Source organism: Pseudomonas sp. G166, from assembly GCF_037027455.2.
Taxonomy (GTDB): Bacteria; Pseudomonadota; Gammaproteobacteria; order Pseudomonadales; family Pseudomonadaceae; genus Aquipseudomonas.
Window position 1 is genome coordinate 4,586,777 of sequence record NZ_CP146985.1, and the last position, 17,344, is coordinate 4,604,120.

Annotated in this window: 15 protein-coding genes; 7 read left to right on the plus strand and 8 right to left on the minus strand. The window is 62.7% G+C overall.

The genetic code is table 11. The annotated features are described in order from the left end of the window. Nucleotides 1–68: 68 nt before the first annotated feature. From SGN16_RS20115 to codA, 5 genes are all read left to right on the plus strand, one after another. A complete protein-coding gene (locus tag SGN16_RS20115) occupies nt 69–1,148 on the plus strand; it encodes a patatin-like phospholipase family protein (RefSeq protein ID WP_335944501.1) in 1,080 nt (359 codons plus the stop codon). An 83-nt stretch (nt 1,149–1,231) separates the two neighbouring features. After that, nucleotides 1,232–1,588 carry a 6-carboxytetrahydropterin synthase QueD gene (queD, locus tag SGN16_RS20120; protein ID WP_003203918.1) on the plus strand — a complete coding sequence of 119 codons (357 nt, stop codon included), beginning with the start codon at nt 1,232–1,234 and terminating at the stop codon, nt 1,586–1,588. Nucleotides 1,589–1,696: 108 nt separating this feature from the next. After that, a complete protein-coding gene (locus SGN16_RS20125; protein WP_335944502.1) occupies nt 1,697–2,512 on the plus strand; it encodes an alpha/beta hydrolase in 816 nt (271 codons plus the stop codon). A 265-nt stretch (nt 2,513–2,777) separates the two neighbouring features. Then, nucleotides 2,778–4,049, plus strand: coding sequence for a cytosine permease (codB, locus tag SGN16_RS20130; RefSeq protein WP_210639674.1), 1,272 nt, complete (start codon nt 2,778–2,780; stop codon nt 4,047–4,049). Between the two features lie 14 nt (nt 4,050–4,063). Next, on the plus strand, nt 4,064–5,311 hold the full coding sequence (gene codA, locus SGN16_RS20135; protein ID WP_335944503.1) for a cytosine deaminase: 1,248 nt from the start codon (nt 4,064–4,066) through the stop codon (nt 5,309–5,311). A gap of 193 nt (nt 5,312–5,504) precedes the next feature. Here the strand turns inward: codA and SGN16_RS20140 are convergent, their stop codons facing one another. Beyond that, nucleotides 5,505–6,497 (minus strand): diaminopimelate epimerase, encoded by a 993-nt coding sequence (locus tag SGN16_RS20140; protein WP_335944504.1) that lies wholly within the window; start codon nt 6,495–6,497, stop codon nt 5,505–5,507. A 170-nt stretch (nt 6,498–6,667) separates the two neighbouring features. Between SGN16_RS20140 and SGN16_RS20145 the strand changes: the two genes are divergently transcribed. Beyond that, nucleotides 6,668–7,819 (plus strand): MFS transporter, encoded by a 1,152-nt coding sequence (locus SGN16_RS20145; RefSeq protein ID WP_210639677.1) that lies wholly within the window; start codon nt 6,668–6,670, stop codon nt 7,817–7,819. 91 nt (nt 7,820–7,910) lie between these two features. Here the strand turns inward: SGN16_RS20145 and SGN16_RS20150 are convergent, their stop codons facing one another. From SGN16_RS20150 to SGN16_RS20165, 4 genes are all read right to left on the minus strand, one after another. Continuing rightward, complete coding sequence (locus SGN16_RS20150; protein ID WP_335944505.1) at nt 7,911–10,349, minus strand: TonB-dependent siderophore receptor; 2,439 nt, start codon at nt 10,347–10,349, stop codon at nt 7,911–7,913. 98 nt (nt 10,350–10,447) lie between these two features. Beyond that, nucleotides 10,448–11,431, minus strand: coding sequence for a FecR family protein (locus tag SGN16_RS20155; protein ID WP_335944506.1), 984 nt, complete (start codon nt 11,429–11,431; stop codon nt 10,448–10,450). Nucleotides 11,432–11,468: 37 nt separating this feature from the next. Continuing rightward, a complete protein-coding gene (locus tag SGN16_RS20160; RefSeq protein ID WP_135846329.1) occupies nt 11,469–11,969 on the minus strand; it encodes a sigma-70 family RNA polymerase sigma factor in 501 nt (166 codons plus the stop codon). Nucleotides 11,970–12,198: 229 nt separating this feature from the next. After that, nucleotides 12,199–13,329 (minus strand): MFS transporter, encoded by a 1,131-nt coding sequence (locus SGN16_RS20165; RefSeq protein ID WP_335944507.1) that lies wholly within the window; start codon nt 13,327–13,329, stop codon nt 12,199–12,201. Between the two features lie 96 nt (nt 13,330–13,425). Between SGN16_RS20165 and SGN16_RS20170 the strand changes: the two genes are divergently transcribed. Beyond that, complete coding sequence (locus tag SGN16_RS20170) at nt 13,426–14,193, plus strand: helix-turn-helix domain-containing protein (RefSeq protein ID WP_335944508.1); 768 nt, start codon at nt 13,426–13,428, stop codon at nt 14,191–14,193. A 9-nt stretch (nt 14,194–14,202) separates the two neighbouring features. On the opposite strand, the gene SGN16_RS20175 is transcribed toward SGN16_RS20170, so the two are convergent. The 3 genes from SGN16_RS20175 to SGN16_RS20185 all read right to left on the minus strand — a co-directional run bounded on the left by SGN16_RS20175 (nt 14,203) and on the right by SGN16_RS20185 (nt 17,325). Next, the gene (locus SGN16_RS20175; protein WP_003203930.1) at nt 14,203–14,643 is read right to left on the minus strand and encodes a carboxymuconolactone decarboxylase family protein; all 441 of its coding nucleotides are present in this window, start codon (nt 14,641–14,643) and stop codon (nt 14,203–14,205) included. Between the two features lie 194 nt (nt 14,644–14,837). Continuing rightward, the gene (locus tag SGN16_RS20180) at nt 14,838–16,280 is read right to left on the minus strand and encodes a mechanosensitive ion channel family protein (RefSeq protein WP_210639682.1); all 1,443 of its coding nucleotides are present in this window, start codon (nt 16,278–16,280) and stop codon (nt 14,838–14,840) included. 178 nt (nt 16,281–16,458) lie between these two features. Continuing rightward, nucleotides 16,459–17,325, minus strand: a complete 867-nt coding sequence (locus SGN16_RS20185; RefSeq protein ID WP_210639683.1) for a pirin family protein — start codon at nt 17,323–17,325, stop codon at nt 16,459–16,461. Between the last annotated feature and the right edge of the window lie 19 nt (nt 17,326–17,344).

A 17,344-nucleotide genomic window follows, 5' to 3' on the forward strand; every position in this document is an offset into this window, starting at 1 on the left:
CGAGCAAGCTCGCTCCCACAGGGTTTTGTGTCGCTATAATTGTCCGCTTGTTTGCCTTCGAGACCGGTATGACCGCCATCCACATCAAGTTCCCCGCCCTCACCCTCAAGGCCGGTCCGCGTGCCTTTGCACGCATTCGCCAGGCCGGCCTGAACGCCGCCGACGTCGGCATCCTGCCGGGCGCCGCCGGTGGTCCCAAGGCCTTGGGTATCCAGGGCCTGGACCTGGCGCTGTTCGGCCAATGGCTACCCGCCGCGCCCCGGGAGCGCTCGCTGATCGGCGCCTCGGTGGGTGCCTGGCGCTTCGCCAGCGCCTGCCTGCCGGATGCCGCCGAGGGGATCCGGCGCCTGGGCAATTTGTACAACGAACAAAGCTTCGCCAAAGGCGTGACCATGGCCGGGGTCAGCCAGAGCTCGCAGCGCATGCTCGATGACTTGCTCGAAGGCCGCGACAGCTCGATCCTCGACAACCCGCACTACCGGCTCAACATCATGGTGGTCAAGAGTCACGGCTTGCTGGCGCTCGATCATCGCGGACGGCTGGGCCTGGGCTTGTCGTCGGTGATCGCCGACAACCTGCGAGGCCGTGCACGGCTGTCGCGGCATTTCGAACGGTTGATCATCCACGACCCGCGCCTGGCCCCGCCCCTGCATCCGCTGAAGGACTTTCCGTCACGTTTCGTTGCGTTGCAAGCCGACAACCTGCGCCAGGCCCTGCTGGCCTCGGGTTCGATCCCCATGGTGATGGAAGGTGTGCGCGACCTGCCCGGCGCCGGTGCCGGCACCTACCGCGACGGCGGCCTGCTGGACTACCACCTCGACCTGCCTTACAGCGGCGAGGACATCGTGCTGTATCCGCACTTCACCGACCGGGTCATTCCCGGCTGGTTCGACAAAGGTTTGCCGTGGCGCAAAGGCAATGTCGACCGCCTTCAGGACGTGTTGTTGCTGGCGCCGTCCCGTGAATACCTGGCGCGCCTGCCCTACGGCAAACTGCCGGACCGGAATGACTTCAAGCGTTTCATGGGCGATGACCCGAGCCGTCGCAAGTACTGGCGCACGGCGATGGACGAGAGCCGCCGGCTCGGTGATGAGTTTCTCGAACTGAGCGCCAACGGTGGGCTGGGCGAGCGTTTGCTGACCCTTTAGTCAGCACGCTCGCGCAACGCCTGGATCAAACTGATAAACTCCGCCGCCTGCCTCGCGACCGCTACCTTAAAGAGCCCGAACCTGTGGAAATCTTCAAAGAGTTTACCTTCGAATCCGCCCATCGCCTGCCCCACGTGCCGGATGGCCACAAGTGCGGGCGCCTGCACGGTCACTCGTTCAAAGTGGCGATCCACTTGAGTGGCGACATCGACCCGCATACCGGCTGGATCCGTGACTTCTCGGAGATCAAGGCGATCTTCAAGCCACTCTACGAGCGCCTGGACCACAACTACCTCAACGACATCCCTGGCCTGGAAAACCCTACCAGCGAAGTCCTGGCCAAGTGGATCTGGAATGAGTTGAAGCCGTTGCTGCCGGAGCTCAGTGCCATTCGCATCCATGAGACATGCACCAGCGGTTGCATCTATCACGGCGAATAACCATTCCCCTTGTGGCAAGGGAGCTCGCTCGCCACAAGGGTGTCTCCCCTGCTGAATCGCATTGGCCTATGCTCTTTCCCCTGAGCCATTCTCAGTGGAACATCGATCATGACCAACTGGCTGCTGGATCAGACCTACGACTTCAACGGACACCCCATCCGCTACGCCATCCACGGCGATGGTCCACCGCTGGTGTTTGTCCACGGCACGCCCTTTTCTTCCTACGTGTGGCACCGGATCGCCCCGCTGTTCTTCGCCACCCACAGGGTGCATTACTTCGACCTGTTGGGTTATGGCCAGTCCGCGCAGCCTGATGCAGACGTGTCCCTCGGCGTGCAAAACCAATTGCTCGCAAAATTGCTGGAGCACTGGGGCCTGGAATGCCCGGACGTGGTGGCCCATGATTTCGGCGGCGCCACCGCCCTGCGCACACACCTGCTCGACGGCAAAGACTACCGCAGCCTGACCCTGATCGACCCGGTGGCCCTGTCACCTTGGGGCTCCCCCTTTGTACAGCACGTGCGCCAATATGAAACAGCGTTCAGCGGCCTGCCCGATTACATTCAGCGGGCCATCGTACCGACCTACATCCGCGGCGCGATCAAGCGCGATATTCCAGACGCAGAACTGGCGCCTTACGTAGAGCCTTGGCTTGGCGAGCCAGGCCAGGCGGCGTTCTATCGGCAGATTGCGCAGATGGACGAGCGGTACACCCGCGAGATCCAGGACCTGTATCCCAGCGTGCGCTGCCCGACACAGGTTCTCTGGGGCGAGGATGACCAGTGGATCCCCATCGAGCGCGGCCGGGCCTTGCACAAGCTGATTCCCGGCGCGCAATTGCACCCGGTTCCGAACGCCGGGCACCTGGTCCAGGAAGATGCGCCGCAGGCCATCGTCGCAGCACTGTTGCGATTTCTGACCTGAACCTGTGGGAGCGAGCTTGCTCGCGATAACGGTCTGTCAGTTGGCATCTATATGACTGACCCGACGCCATCGCGAGCAAGCTCGCTCCCACAGGGGGGACCTCATCGCTAATGAGATCTGTGTTCCAACTTGAATCACCGCCGCACCGCTTTCGCCCTCTTGCGCCACCCAAGCCCGAAGATTGTCTATAAATAACCTCGCGCTCACTCGTTTGGCACGGCCACTGCACGCTTGCGATATTCCCCTCATCCGCAAGGACCGCCACATGACTCAGAACGATCCAGGCAACGACTACCCCTTGAGCGAAGTCCCGATGCACGCCCGCAAGGGCTTGGCTTCCACGGCCATGGTGCTGCTGGGCTTCACCTTTTTCACCGCCACGATGTTTGCCGGTGGCAAGCTGGGGGTGGCGTTCGGTTTTGCCGAGATGCTCACCGTGATCGTGATCGGTAACCTGCTGCTGGGCCTGTATGCGGCGGGCCTGGGTTACATCGCTTTCAAGAGTGGGCTCAATTCGGTGCTGATGGGGCGCTTCTGTTTTGGCGAGGTGGGCAGCAAGCTCAGCGACTTGATCCTGGGCTTCACCCAGATCGGCTGGTACGCCTGGGGCACGGCGACTGCCGCCGTGGTGCTGGGCAAGTATTTCGAGCTGAGCGAGGGCAGCGTGCTGGGGTTGATGGTGCTGTTCGGCCTGGGGTTCTGCGCCACGGCCTACATTGGCTATCGTGGCTTGGAAATCCTCTCCTACATTGCCGTGCCGGCCATGATGTTGCTGCTGATGCTGTCGATGTGGGTGGCGACGGTGAAGGTCGGCGGCCTCGATGGCCTGCTGGCGATAGTGCCCACGGGCAGCCTCGACTGGTCCACCGCCATCACGCTGGTGTTCGGCACCTTCGTCAGCGGCGCGACCCAGGCGACCAACTGGACGCGGTTTTCCCGCTCGGCGAAGGTCGCGGTGCTGGCGAGCCTGATCGGCTTCTTCCTCGGCAATGGCCTGATGGTACTGATCGGCGCCTACGGCGCCATCGTCTATCAACAGCCAGACGTGGTCGAAGTGCTGCTGTTGCAGGGTTTCGCCATGGCGGCGATGGCCATGCTGCTACTCAACATCTGGAGCACCCAGGACAACACCATCTACAATTTCGCCGTAGCCGGTTGCAACCTGCTGCGCACCCGCCGGCGCAAGGCCGTCACCCTCGGCGGCGCGCTGATCGGCACACTGCTGGCGCTGCTGGGCATGTACGACCTGCTGGTACCGTACCTGATTTTGCTGGGCACGGTGATCCCACCCATTGGCGGCGTGATCATGGCCGACTTCTTCTTCCGCTGGCGCGGCCGCTATCCACGCCTGGCCGAAGCGCAGTTGCCTGCGTTCAATTGGCCCGGGCTGTTCGCTTACGGGATCGGCACCGTCGCCGCATTCAACTCACCCTGGGTCGCGCCGCTGGTAGGAATCGCCGCTGGCGCGCTAACGTATGTGCTATTGATCGGCGTAATGGGAATTCGCGCCACCAACGCCCCCCTACAAGATCTTTAAGAAGGACTCGCCTGATGCACATCATCAACGCCCGCCTGCGCAACCGCGAAGGCTTGCATGAACTGCACCTGGAAAACGGCCTGATCGCCAACATCGCCCGCCAGACCGAGGCCCCCAGCCTCGGTCCGCAGGATCTCGACGCCGGCGGCAACCTGGTGGTGCCACCTTTCGTCGAGCCGCATATCCACCTGGACGCGACCCTTACCGCCGGCGAGCCGCGCTGGAACATGAGCGGCACGCTGTTCGAAGGCATCGAGTGCTGGGGCGAACGCAAGGCCACCATCACCGAGGAAGACACCAAGACTCGCGCCAAGAAAACCATCCAGGCCCTCGCCGCCCATGGCATCCAGCATGTGCGCACCCATATCGACGTAACCGATCCCGAGCTCACGGCCCTCAAGGCGATGCTGCAAGTGCGCGAGGAAAGTCGCCACCTGATCGACATGCAGATCGTCGCGTTTCCCCAGGAGGGCATCGAGTCCTACCGCAACGGTCGCGAGCTGATGGAAGAAGCGATCCGCATGGGCGCCGACGTGGTGGGGGGCATTCCGCATTTCGAGTACACCCGCGACCAAGGCGTCAGCTCGGTGAAGTTCCTGATGGACCTGGCCGAGCGCACCGGCTGCCTGGTGGATGTGCATTGCGACGAAACCGATGATCCGCACTCGCGCTTTCTCGAAGTGCTCGCCGAAGAAGCCCGCAGTCGTGACATGGGCGCGCGGGTCACGGCCAGCCACACCACGGCCATGGGCTCCTACGACAACGCCTACTGCGCCAAGCTGTTTCGCCTGCTCGGGCATTCGGGCATCAGCTTCGTCTCTTGCCCCACCGAGAGCATTCACCTGCAAGGGCGCTTCGATAACTTCCCCAAACGCCGCGGCGTCACCCGGGTCAATGAACTGCTCGAAGCCGGGATGAACGTATGCTTCGGCCAGGACTCCATCGTCGACCCGTGGTACCCGTTGGGCAATGGCAACATCCTGCGGGTGCTCGAAGCCGGGTTGCACATCTGCCACATGCTCGGTTACCGCAACCTGCAAAGCGCCCTCGATCTGGTCACCGACAACAGTGCCAAGGCCATGGCCCTGGGCGAGCGCTACGGCCTGGAGCCAGGGCGCCCGGCGAACCTGCTGATCCTGTCGGCGGACAGTGATTACGAGGTAATCCGCAGCCAGGGCTTGCCGCTGTACTCGATTCGTAACGGTGAAGTACTGATGAAGCGGCAGATGCCGGTGGTGGAGTTTGCGCAGCAGTTGGGCTGATGTTCCCCACAGTGAGAGTGAGCTTGCTGCCCACCCGTTGACATTGAGATGACTGACCCGCCGCTATCGCGAGCAAGCTCGCTCCCACAGTGGTCTGTGTCGGACACAAATTTCGTGCCCGCTGAAGATCAAAATGTGGGAGCGAGCTTGTTCGCGATGGCGTTATTGGCCGCGCCGCGGGACTCCAGATTTTCTAGGGCACAAGCCGCGCCGTACCAAACAACCTGACCCGCATCAGCTCGCCGGCCTGCTCCTCCAACAAAATCGGCGCAATCCCTCCCGGCATTACCACACTCACCGGCCCCGCCTGCACCCAACCCACCCGCCACGCGGCACTGGCCACGGCACTGGCGCTGGTGCCCGAGGACGCGGTGGGGCCTTCGCCCCGTTCAAACACCCGGGCGACGACCCGCCCTTCGCCCTCGCGCCAGGCCCATTGCAGATTCACCCCCGCCGGGCATGGAGCCCCATCGCCAGCGGGCGCCGTATAAGCGATGCCGGTCAGGCTTTGCGACAACGGCGAGGCACGCATTTGTGCGTTGCTCGGCAGCGCCTCGGCAGCCTCCACCAAAGTCACGCAATGAGGATTGCCGATGCTCACGAACTGGCTGTTGCCCCATGCCGGATTCAACCCATGGAGCGCGGCCACTCGACTGACATCGCGCAGATTGAAGTTCACATTCTCCACACCGTGAGCACCAACGGCCCGAGGCCCGAAAAGCGGTTTCCCCAGGTTCAGCCAGAAGCCCTGCACACCCTCGAACTCAGCAGCTTGCACCGAAGTCTGCAGCGGTGACGGGCCTTGCTGTCTGTCGTGATGAACCTGCAGCACACACTCACCCTCCCCCGGCATCAAGCCTTGCTCTTTCAGCGCCTGGGAGAAAATCGTCAGGCCGTTGCCGCTACGCTCGGCCAGGGTGCCGTCGGTGTTGACGATCAAAACGTCAAAGGGCGGTTCGTTCTGGAACGGACCGACCAACAGACCGTCGCTGCGATGAGCCTTGGCATCCGGCGGGGCTTCGCCCGGTGCCCAACTGCAGAAGGCATGCACGGCAGCCACGGCCCAGGCCTCGCGCCGCTGCGCAGCCAGGGCGGCTGACGGCGGCAGGTCAATGCCGTGGTCACGCACTTGTTGCGGTGAAACGACCCCATAAATATTGCCGCGTGCATCATAAAACTGCGCCATGGACCAGACCCGGAATCAGCCAGCAAAGGCCGGTACTTTATGCTGGCAAAGGCTATGGGAGCAAAGCCTGCGCTTTGGCCGGCACCTTGGAGTCGCGGTGCGGTCAGTGGATATGCAAGCATAGGCCCCCTGCCCGCACCAGCGCACTGCAAGTAAGCCAAGGACGTTTCATGACTGCCATCACGCCACCACCCACCTTTATCCCAGGACGCCTGGAACAGATGTCCACCCGCATCGCCTATCTCATCGCCGGTATCGGCATCGCCGCCTGGGCGCCGTTGGTGCCTTACGCCAAGGTGCGGGCCGACCTGGATGAGGGCACCCTCGGTTTGCTGTTGCTGTGCCTTGGGGTGGGCTCGATCCTGGCGATGCCGATTTCCGGCGCGCTGGCGGCACGGTTCGGCTGCCGGCGGGTGCTCAGCGGCGGCACGCTGCTGATCTGCCTGGCGTTGCCGCTACTGGCGACGATGACCTCCCTGCCCTGGCTGGTGGCGGCATTGTTCCTGTTTGGCGCCGGCCTCGGCACCGTGGACTCGACCGTGAACCTGCAAGCGGTGATCGTCGAGCGCGCCAGCGGCAAGACCATGATGTCGGGCTTCCACGGCATGTTCAGCCTCGGCGGGATCATCGGCGCGGCGGGCGTGAGCGCCCTGCTCGGCCTCGGGCTTTCGCCGCTGGGGGCGACGCTGGTGGTCAACGCGGTGCTGCTGGTGGCGTTGTTCAAGGCTGCGCCGCACCTGCTGCCCTATGGCAGTGAAAGCTCGGGCCCGGCGTTTGCCATTCCCCACGGCGTGGTGCTGTTCATTGGCATCCTGTGTTTCATCGTGTTCCTCGCCGAAGGCGCGGTGCTGGACTGGAGCGCCGTATTCCTGACCACCGAACGCGCGGTGGATACCGCCTATGCCGGCCTGGGCTATGCCGCATTCGCGCTGACCATGACCGTCGGCCGGCTGACGGGGGATTCGGTGGTGCACCGCTTAGGCGCCAAGCGCGTGATCATCTACGGCGGTGCGATTGCTGCGACCGGATTCCTGCTGGCGACCCTGGCACCGATGTGGCAAGCCGCGCTGTTGGGTTATGCACTGGTGGGCGCCGGGTGTTCCAACATCGTGCCGGTGCTGTACACCGCCGTCGGCAAACAGACCCTGATGCCGGAAGCGATCGCCGTACCGGCCATCACCACCATCGGCTATGCCGGCATCCTCGCCGGCCCGGCGCTGATCGGGTTCGTTGCCCATGGCAGCAGTCTGAGCTTTGCCTTTGGGCTGATTGCGCTGTCGCTGGTGGCGGTGGCGGCGAGTGGCAAAGTGTTGAAGGTTTAAGACTCATATCATTTTTTGTGGCAAGGAGCTTCTCTGTGGCGAGGGGATTTATCCCCTCTCCACAAGGGTACGCGTCAACCCTGGATTTTCATCAAAACCCCACACTGGCCTGCACGAAGAATGTACGCGGCGCACCCACATACATGCCCGAATTGTTGTCGCTGGAGCGGGTGTAGTACTGGTGATCGAACAGGTTCTTCACCCCGGCGCCGAGTTTCAGGTTCGACAGTTGCTCACCGAAGTCATAGCCGGCGCGCACGTTCCAGAGCACATAGCCCGGTATGTCGCCGTACTGCCCGTCAGCGGTGCCGTCGGTGATGTAGTCACCGCTGAAACTGCCATCGGCGTTCACGCCGGTACCCGGCGAGCGCTGTTTCGACTGGGCGAAGGCATCGAGGTTGTAGGTCCAGCGGTTGACGTCATAGCGCAGGCCCAGGTTCACCACCTGACGGGAATAGAACGGCAGGTCGCGGCCCTTGAAGCTCGGGATCTGGCCTTCATAGGTCGCGCGGGTGTAGGTGAAACCGGCATTGGCGGTGAGGCCTTCGAGGCGTGGGTCCAGGGCGGCCATGTCGTAGTGCACCGAAGCTTCCAGGCCCTGGTGCTTGGTCGCACCCAGGTTGGTCCAGCCCACGTCGTTGCTGATGTACTGCAACTCGTCGTCGAAGTCGATGTAGAACAGCGTCACTTCCCCGCCCCACACGTCATCGTTGTAGCGCGTACCGATCTCGTAGGTCTTGGCCTTTTCCGGGCTCAGGCCATTGGCGGTGTTGTTGCCGTCGCCGCCCTGGCCGAGCTGGAAGTATTGCAGGCTGCCAAATGACGTCTCGTAGTTGGCGAACAGCTTCCACGCATCGGACAAGTGATACATCACGCTCAGGGCCGGCAGCGGTTCGTTGCTATCGATGCTGCGGCGTTTTTCCTGCACCGGGCGGCCGGCGGTGTCGAGCACGGGGCGGTCATGCCACTGGGTGCTGATGCTTTCGAAGCGGATCCCCGGGGTGATGGTCCATTTGCCGATATCGATCTTGTCGTCGATGTAAACCGCATGGGCTTCAGTGCCGCCAGTGCGGTCCTGGTAAACGTGACCGTCGGAGCCCGGCCGTACCACCGGCTCGTTGTTACGCAACGCCAAGCGGCTGGCTTCTTCGTGCATGCCTTCCTTGAGGTAGCGATAACCAACGCTGGCCTCCTGGGTGGTTGGTCCCAGGTCGAACACGTGGGACACCCGAGGCTCGATGCCGAAGGTGTAATAGGTGCGCGGGTAGGAGGCCAGGTTGCGCTGGTCCCGGGAGGCGATGGTGCTGCCACGGTAGCTGTCGGAGTAGTAGGTCAGCACTTCGGCCTGGGTGCGATCGTCGATCTGGCGCAACCACTTGAACGACACATCCTTGCGTCGCCCGCTGAAGTTGTCCCAGTCGCGGTCGGACTGGTACGGGTCGGCGTCATACTGCTTCTGGGTCAGGCCACCGGGCATGTCGGCCTTGGCGTCGTAGTAATGGAAGTTCAGCGAGAAATCGTCCACATCGGTGGGCGCCCAATGGGTCTTGAGGATGACGTCGTCGATGTCGTTGTCGTTGTTGCTTCGGCGATAACCATTGCCATTGACGCCCGAATACAACAGCGCCACGCCCAGGCCATTGTCGGCGGTGCCGCCGAGGAACGCCGTGTCGATGTGCTTCCAACCACCGCGCTGGGAGGTTTCCAGGGTGCTGCCAATTTCGCCGGTGGCCTTTTCCGGGATCGCCCGGGTCACGAAGTTGATCACCCCACCGACGTTCTGCGGCCCGTAGCGCACGGATCCGGCGCCGCGCACCACGTCGATGCTGTCCAGGTTGCCCGAGGAGATCGGTGCCATGGACAGTTGCGGCTGGCCATAGGGGGCGAACGCGGCCGGTACGCCGTCGATCAACACCGTAGAGCGCGGCGACAAGCGCGAGGTGAGGCCGCGCACGCCAACGTTCAGGGAAATGTCGCTGCCACCGGTGCCATTGGCATCCTGCACCTGCACACCCGGCACACGCCGCAGCACATCACCAACGTTCATGGCGCCCTGCTCCACCATCGCTTCGCGGCGGATCACCGTGCGCGCGCCGGGATGGTTCTGCACCACTTCGGCGTTGGCATCGCCGAGCCAGTCGCCGACCACCTGAATCTCCGTCGCCCCCAGTTCCATGGGGCCAGCGCTGGACGCCGTCGGCGCCGGCAACACGGTTACCGAACCTTCGTCGATCTGGTATTGCAGGCCGCTGCCCTGGAGCAGTTGGCGCAACGCCGCTTCCGGCGACAGGGTGCCGTCCACCGCCGGGGCTTGTTTGCCAGCGACCAGCTCGGGGCTGAAGAACACCTGTAACGAGGTCTGCTGGCCGAGTTGGCTCAGGGCCTGGCCCAGCGGTTGCGCCTGGATGTGTATGTTGCTGGTCGCCTGCTCGGCGAACGCCTGGGGCAGCGCGGCGCTGACAGCCAGGGCCAAGGCCAGCGGCAGCCAGGATGAAGAGAGGCGGTTGTTGTGTTTGGCGGAGGTTTTCACGTCGAACCTTGTCCTGTCAAATCGCAAGAATACGCGTCTGTTAATGCAAACCAGTTGCAGTTGGACAAGAAGACGAAGAACTCGAAAAAAACCTGAATCTATCGCGCAATTATTTCCTGGCTGCCGTCATCCAGGGTGCGCACTGCCACCGGCAGGATGTTGGGCAAGGCTTTGAGCAGCGCCTCAGGGTTGTCGGAACGGAACACGCTGGTCAGGCGCAGGTTGCCCACCGCCGCGCTGCCGACCCGCAGGGGGTTGGCGCGATAACGGGAGACTTCTTGCGCCACTTCGCTCAAGGGCGCGTTGTTGAATACCAATTTGCCGTTGCGCCAGGCGGTGAGTGCCTCGGCGTTGATCGCGTAAGGTGTGGCCACTTTACCCTGGGCATCGATCTGGGTACCGAGGCCCGGCGTAAGGCTGACGTACTGGGTTCGCGGTGCATCGCGTCCCTGGACCTTGACACTGCCCTGCTCCACCGCCACCCGGGTTCTGTCGGCATCGCGGCGCACGTCGAAGCGCGTCCCGGTCACCGTCACCTGACCGTTGCCCGCATCAACGGTGAATGGCCGGCCGGCATCATGCTCGACAGTGAACAACGCCTCGCCTTCGGCCAGTTCCACCCGGCGTTGATGATGGGCGAATTGAACACGCACTCGGCTGCGACTGTTGAGATCGATCATCGAACCGTCCGGCAATGCGATGTGCCGACGCTCGCCGAGGGTCGTGGCAAATTCGCCGCTGTAATCGGTGGAAGAACTCAAGCCACTGAACAGACCCAGGCCGATCGCCACCGCCAGCAACCCGGCGGCCACCGCGTAGCGCAACAGTGGCCGACGCCTGGGTCGTTCGGCGGGGCGCTCGCACAACGCTTGCAGGCGTTCCCTGGGCAGCAGGTCCGTGGCGCTCCAAATGCCTTGCAGCAGTTGGATTTCGTCGCGGTGGTTGGGATGTTCACCCAGCCAGGCATCGAAACGCTGGCGTTCCTCGACACTCATGGCGTGCGCCTGCAGGCGCACGAACCAGTGCGCCGCCGCGTCGCGGACCTTGTCCTGCCCGCACGGGCATTCACGGCTATCCATCATGGAAGGTCCTGTGACTCAGGTGGAAGATGACGACCGATCATTGGCCAGGCCCGTCCAGACGATCGCGCAGATGCCGCAGGGTGCGGATCATATACTTTTCCACCATGTTTTTTGACAGGCCCAGGCGCTCGGCGATTTCCGCCTGGGTCAGGCCCTCGATCTTCTGCCAGACGAACACCGTGCGGCAGTTGGCCGGCAGCTCGGCAAGCGCCCGCTCGATGGAGTCCGCCAGTTGGATCGCGTGCATGAAATGCTCCGGGTCGCCCGAAAACGACTGACCAGGGTCAATGACAGCCTCTTCCATGGCCCCCCGTCGATCTTCGCGCCGATAGCCATCCACTGCAATGTTGCGCGCCGTCTGGTGCAAATACGCCCGTGGCTGCTCGACCCCGCTCGAATCGGACTCAAGCACCCGCACGAAGGTGTCATGGGCCAAGTCCTCGGCCTGCTGGCGATTGCGCAGGCGACGGGTCCAGGTGCCGATCAACTCTTCGTAATGCTCGAAAAAGCCGGGTCTGCGGGGCAGCTTGGGAATCATCGCGGCGCGCTGTGGGAACGGGGTACGAATAGTAATGCTTCCTATTAATAGGAAGCAAACGGATTGCGGCGCTTAAGACCAGAGGTTGCCTGGTGGTGCCAAATCTGGCGCGCTTACATCCTGTGGGAGCGGGCTTGCTCGCGAAGAGGTCGGGACATTCAATACTTCTATCCACTGACACACCGCATTCGCGAGCAAGCCCGCTCCCACAGGTTTTGCGTCGAATCAATCAGACCAGCCGAACCTGCCGCACCGTCAAGCACACCGCCAGCACCCCGCACACAATCAACGTCCAGCCCAGTGCCTGGGACCAGGCCGCGAGCATCAAGGCGCCACCAATCAGCAGGTAATAGAACAAACCGAACAGCGCACCGGCCGTGCCCAAGCAGTCGGCATAGCGAACCAACGCAGCACCGAGCACGTTGGGGATCGCCATGCCGAACGCCAGCACGACCAACAGCATCGCCACGACAAAGCCGCGACCGTCGAGCAGACCTTGCACACTCACTCCACCGATCAGCAGCACCATCGCGGCGACGGCCGACAACTGATTGCCGTTGAAACCCCGTGCAAGCAGGCGCTTGTTCAGCCATGCCCCCAGGCCCGAGCCCAGGGCCAGGATCACCCCGCTGTAGCCAAACAGCGCCGCGTTCAAGCCGAGCCGTTCGAACTGGAACGGAGCGAGGTTGTAGTAACTGAACAGCGCAACGTTGAAGGTGGCGACCAGAAACGCAGAACGCCAGATCCACGGGTCCTTCAGCATGCGCCACGACGTCTTCGACAAGGGTTGCGATGGGAGACGGGTCGGCAAGGTTTCCGGCAGGGATCGCGCACACCACACGAGTAGCATCAGCGACAGCAGCAACAGGCCACCGAGTACACCTTGATACCCAAGGCATCGCACCAGGGCGGCACCGCTGAACAAACCAATCGCCGGGCTGGCCGCCAGGGCGATACCGACTACTGAAAAAACTTGGCCCAGCTGTACGCCCTGGTAACGATCCCGCAGGACCGTCTGGGTCACCACCGAACCGACCGCCGCACCCAACGCAGCCAGGGCCTGGACAGCCAGGAGCGCTTCGAAGGTGTCGACGCTCAGCCCCAACATCATCGCTGCCGCATACAAGGCCAGCCCACCCAACATGGCAGGCCGTCGACCGATGCGGTCACAGAGGCGGCCCCATACCACGACACCCAAGGCGAATCCCAGGAAATATACGGACAACATCTGCGCCGCCATTTCTGGACTGACGGCAAAACTCAAACTGATGTCTCCCAACGCAGGGCTATAGAGGGTCTGGGCAATCTGGGGAAACATCACCAGGGCAATCGCCAGGCTCAGGAAAGATCGCGACGTCATCGGTAAGCTCGCTCGAAAAATGGCGAGCAGTCTACGAATCCACGACCTGTCGTATTATCCGAATTCTGACAACTTATCATTGAAATCTGACAATTCATGGCTTGGCTCGACGCTCACACCCTCTTCGACCCCGACCGCCATCCCGCGCCGGTGATCGGTATCGCGGCCACATTGGCTTACCACGACTCTGGGCCGCACCAGCATCAGCGCGGACAACTGCTGTTCACACGCCAGGGCTGCACACGCATCACCCTCGCGCAGCAACTGTGCCTGCTGCCGCCATCACGCGCTGCGTGGATTCCGCCGTTGACGCCCCATCGGGCGGAGATGCAACAGAGTGTGGATTACCGATCGATCTACCTCGCGGCGTCGCTGTGCGCCGACCTGCCACCGCAGGTGTGCATCATCGAGGTCTCGCCGCTGCTGCGCGCTGTCCTCGAACCGATCACCGACGCCACATTCGACAGCGACTGGACGCAAGGTCGCAATATGCATTTGCTGGGGTTGTGCCTGAGTGAAATCCGCGAGGCGGCACAACAACCGATGCTGCTGCCGCTGCCTCAAGACAAGCGCCTGGCATCGCTGCTCGCAGCACTGGATCGCTTACCTCCCACCCTGGAGGTGCTGGAGCGACAGATCGGTGCCAGTAGCCGGACCATCGGCCGGATCTTTCAGCGGGAAACCGGCATGGGTTATCAGCAATGGCGGCAGCAATGGCGCCTGATGCGCGCCATTGAACTGCTCGCCACCGGGCGCAGCTTGAGCTACTGCGCCTTTGACCTGGGCTTTGCCAGTGACAGCGCTTTCATCGCGTTCTTCAAGCACATGACCGGTAGCACACCGAGGGCCTATCTGGGCCGATAACCGCTGGATTCACGCCTCGGGCATCTTGCGAAACCCCACCGCCAGACGGTTCCAGCCGTTGATGGCGTTGATCGCCACCGTCAGGTCGACCATTTCCTTGGGGCTGAAATGCTCACTCAACAGGGCGTAGTCGGCGTCTGGCGCGTGGGTGTCGCTCAGGCGGGTCAGGGCTTCGGTCCAGGCCAGGGCAGCGCGTTCACGGCCGGTGAAGAACGGCGCTTCGCGCCAGGCGGTCACGGCGTACAGGCGGCGCTCGGTCTCGCCGTCCTTGCGGGCGTCGGCGGTGTGCATATCGATGCAGAAGGCACAGCCGTTGATTTGCGAGGAACGCAGCTTGACCAGTTCCAGCAGGGATTTTTCCAGGCCCAGTTTCGAGACGGCGGTTTCCAGGGCCAGCATGGCTTTGAAAGCATCGGGGGACGCGGTGTAGAAATCGATACGCGGTTGCATGGTGAGCTCCAAACAATGAGGTGTGGGGCTACGTTAGCTTTGCGCTGGCGTGGGACAAATAGCCAATTGTTGGGAAGTTCGGGTGGCCAATAATGCGGGCGTCGGGTTAACCCTAGTAAGGAAGGAATTTTCGCCCCCTGTGGCGAGGGAGCTTGCTCCCTCGCCACAGGGGGACGGTGCATGTTTCGAGTCTGTCAGGCCCGGCTACGCAGCCATTGCAAAAAGCGCTTCTTGGCAACCGGCTTGGGGAGCTCGCGGGTCAGGTTCTGGGCCAGGTGCATGCGCACGTCCAGCAGGTTTTTCATGGCGTCGTTGATGTCGCGACGGGCGTCTAGGCAGGGTTTGAGGTAGCTGTTTTCGATGCGATAAAGGGTGCAGAAGGTCTTGGCCGAAAAGCTCGCCAGCGCAGCCTGCCCGGCGACGATCCCGGCTTCGCCGATCACCTCTCCCGGCCCCATGCGCCCGCCTTCGAACGGCTGGCCATTGCGCACAAGGCTCACGCTGACCACGCCGGACTCGATGATGAACAGATGATCGCTGACCTCCCCGGCTGCCAGGATCACGTCACCGGCGCGGAAGGTTTGCAGGGTCATGTTCTGGCTGAAGGTTTCCTTTTCATCCTGGCGCAAGGTGGAGAAAATGTTCGAGCTTTCCAGCAACGCCCGGGGCCGCGACGCGCCATTGGCCGTGGCACTTTCGCTGGTGGACAACAGGCTCACGCCCGATGCCTGCAAATGCCGGAACGCCAGGTCGAACAGCTGGTTGCGCACCTCGCGTTTCTGGGCCCTGGAGGCGACGAACCCGCTGATCTCGTATTCGGCCCCGCCGCTGCCGCTGCTTTTGAGCGTCACACAGGGTGCCGGGTTGGTGAGCAAGGTACGACAGCCGATCATGGCCCGTTCCAGGGCATCGATCACGGTTTGAGGGCGCGCGTGAGGGCTGACCTCGACGCTGATGGACAAGCCATGGACATCGCTGGGTCGGCTGAAATTGATGACCTTGGCCTTGGCCGCCAGTGAGTTGGGGATCACCGCCATGCTGCCTTGGGCGGTCTGCAACCGTGTCGCCCGCCAGTCGATGTCGGTAACCCGGCCTTCGGTGCCATCGATGGAAATCCAGTCATCGAGCTGATAAGGCTTGGTGGTGTTGAGCACGATCCCGGAGAACACATCGCTGAGGGTGCTCTGCAAGGCCAGACCGACGATGATCGCCATCGCGCCGGACGTTGCCAGCACGCCCTTGACCGGCAAGTCCAGCACATAGGCCAGGGCCGCGATGACCGCGATCAGGAAAATCACCGCGCCCAGCAAGTCCTGCAGCAACCGCCCGGTATGGCCGACCCGCTGCATCATCGCCGCGCCGATCATCACCGTCAGGGTTCGCGCGGCGAACAACCACCAGGCAATCTGCAAACCGGTGGCCGCCAAGTGCCGCGGCACGTCGTCGACCCACTGCGCCGGCTCCATGGGGTTGAGGCCCTCGTTGAACAGCAGCATGCTGAACAACGAGAAGATCAGCAGCCGCCCGCCGATTTTCCAGTAGGTCCGATCCGCACTGACCAGACGCCACATCAGGAGGTCGAGCGCAAGCAGCACCAGGGCACAGAGCAGCGGGTGCTCGGAGATCAGAGACAGCATCGGCACAGCTCCAAGAAGATCATTGGCGAAGATTGGCACAGATTGAACACGGCGTGGAGCTCACCACAAAAACCCTGTGGGAGCGAGCTCGCTCGCGATGGCGGTGTATCGATCAATGACGCATCGACATTCAGATCGCTATCGCGAGCAAGCTCGCTCCCACAGGGATTGTGTCGCCTCAGTCATCCATCTGGCCGAAGCGCCCGGAGTGGAAATCGCTGAAGGCCTGGTGGATTTCCTGCTCGCTGTTCATCACGAACGGGCCATGACCAACGATGGGTTCGTCGATGGGCTCGCCGCTGAGCAGCAGCACCACTGCATCGTTGTCGGCTTGCAAACTCAACTGGTCACCGGCGCGCTCGAACAGTGCCAACTGCCCGGCCTCGACCCGTTCACGGCCATTGGCCTGGACCGAACCGCGCAGCACCACCAAGGCGGTGTTGTGGCCTTCATGCAAATCAAGGATCAGGTCTTTCCCGGCATTCAAGCGGATGTCCCAGACATCGATGGGCGTGAAGGTCTTCGCAGGGCCTTGTTGCCCCTCGAAGGTCCCGGCAATCAGGCGCAGATTGCCAGCGCCGTCCTTCAGGGCGATGTTCGGAATGTCGCCCTTGAGCAGGGTCTGGTAGCCGGCCGGGGCCATTTTGTCCTTGGCCGGCAGGTTGACCCACAGTTGGACCATTTCCATGAAGCCACCCTGGCGGGCAAAGGCTTCGGAGTGGAATTCTTCGTGGATGATCCCGGACGCGGCGGTCATCCACTGCACATCGCCAGGGCCGATCTTGCCGCCACTGCCGGTGGAATCCCGGTGTTCCAGTTCGCCCTGATAGACGATGGTCACGGTTTCGAAGCCGCGATGCGGGTGTTGGCCGACGCCGCGACGCTCAGTGGTGGGGGTGAATTCGCTGGGGGCCGCGTGGTCCAGCAGCAGGAACGGGCTGATGTGCTTGCCCAGGTTGTCGTAGGAAAACAGCGTGCGGACCGGGAAACCATCGCCGACCCAATGGGGCCGCGGGCTGGTGTAGAGGCCGATGATGTTTTTCATGCTGTGTCTCCAAATCGGG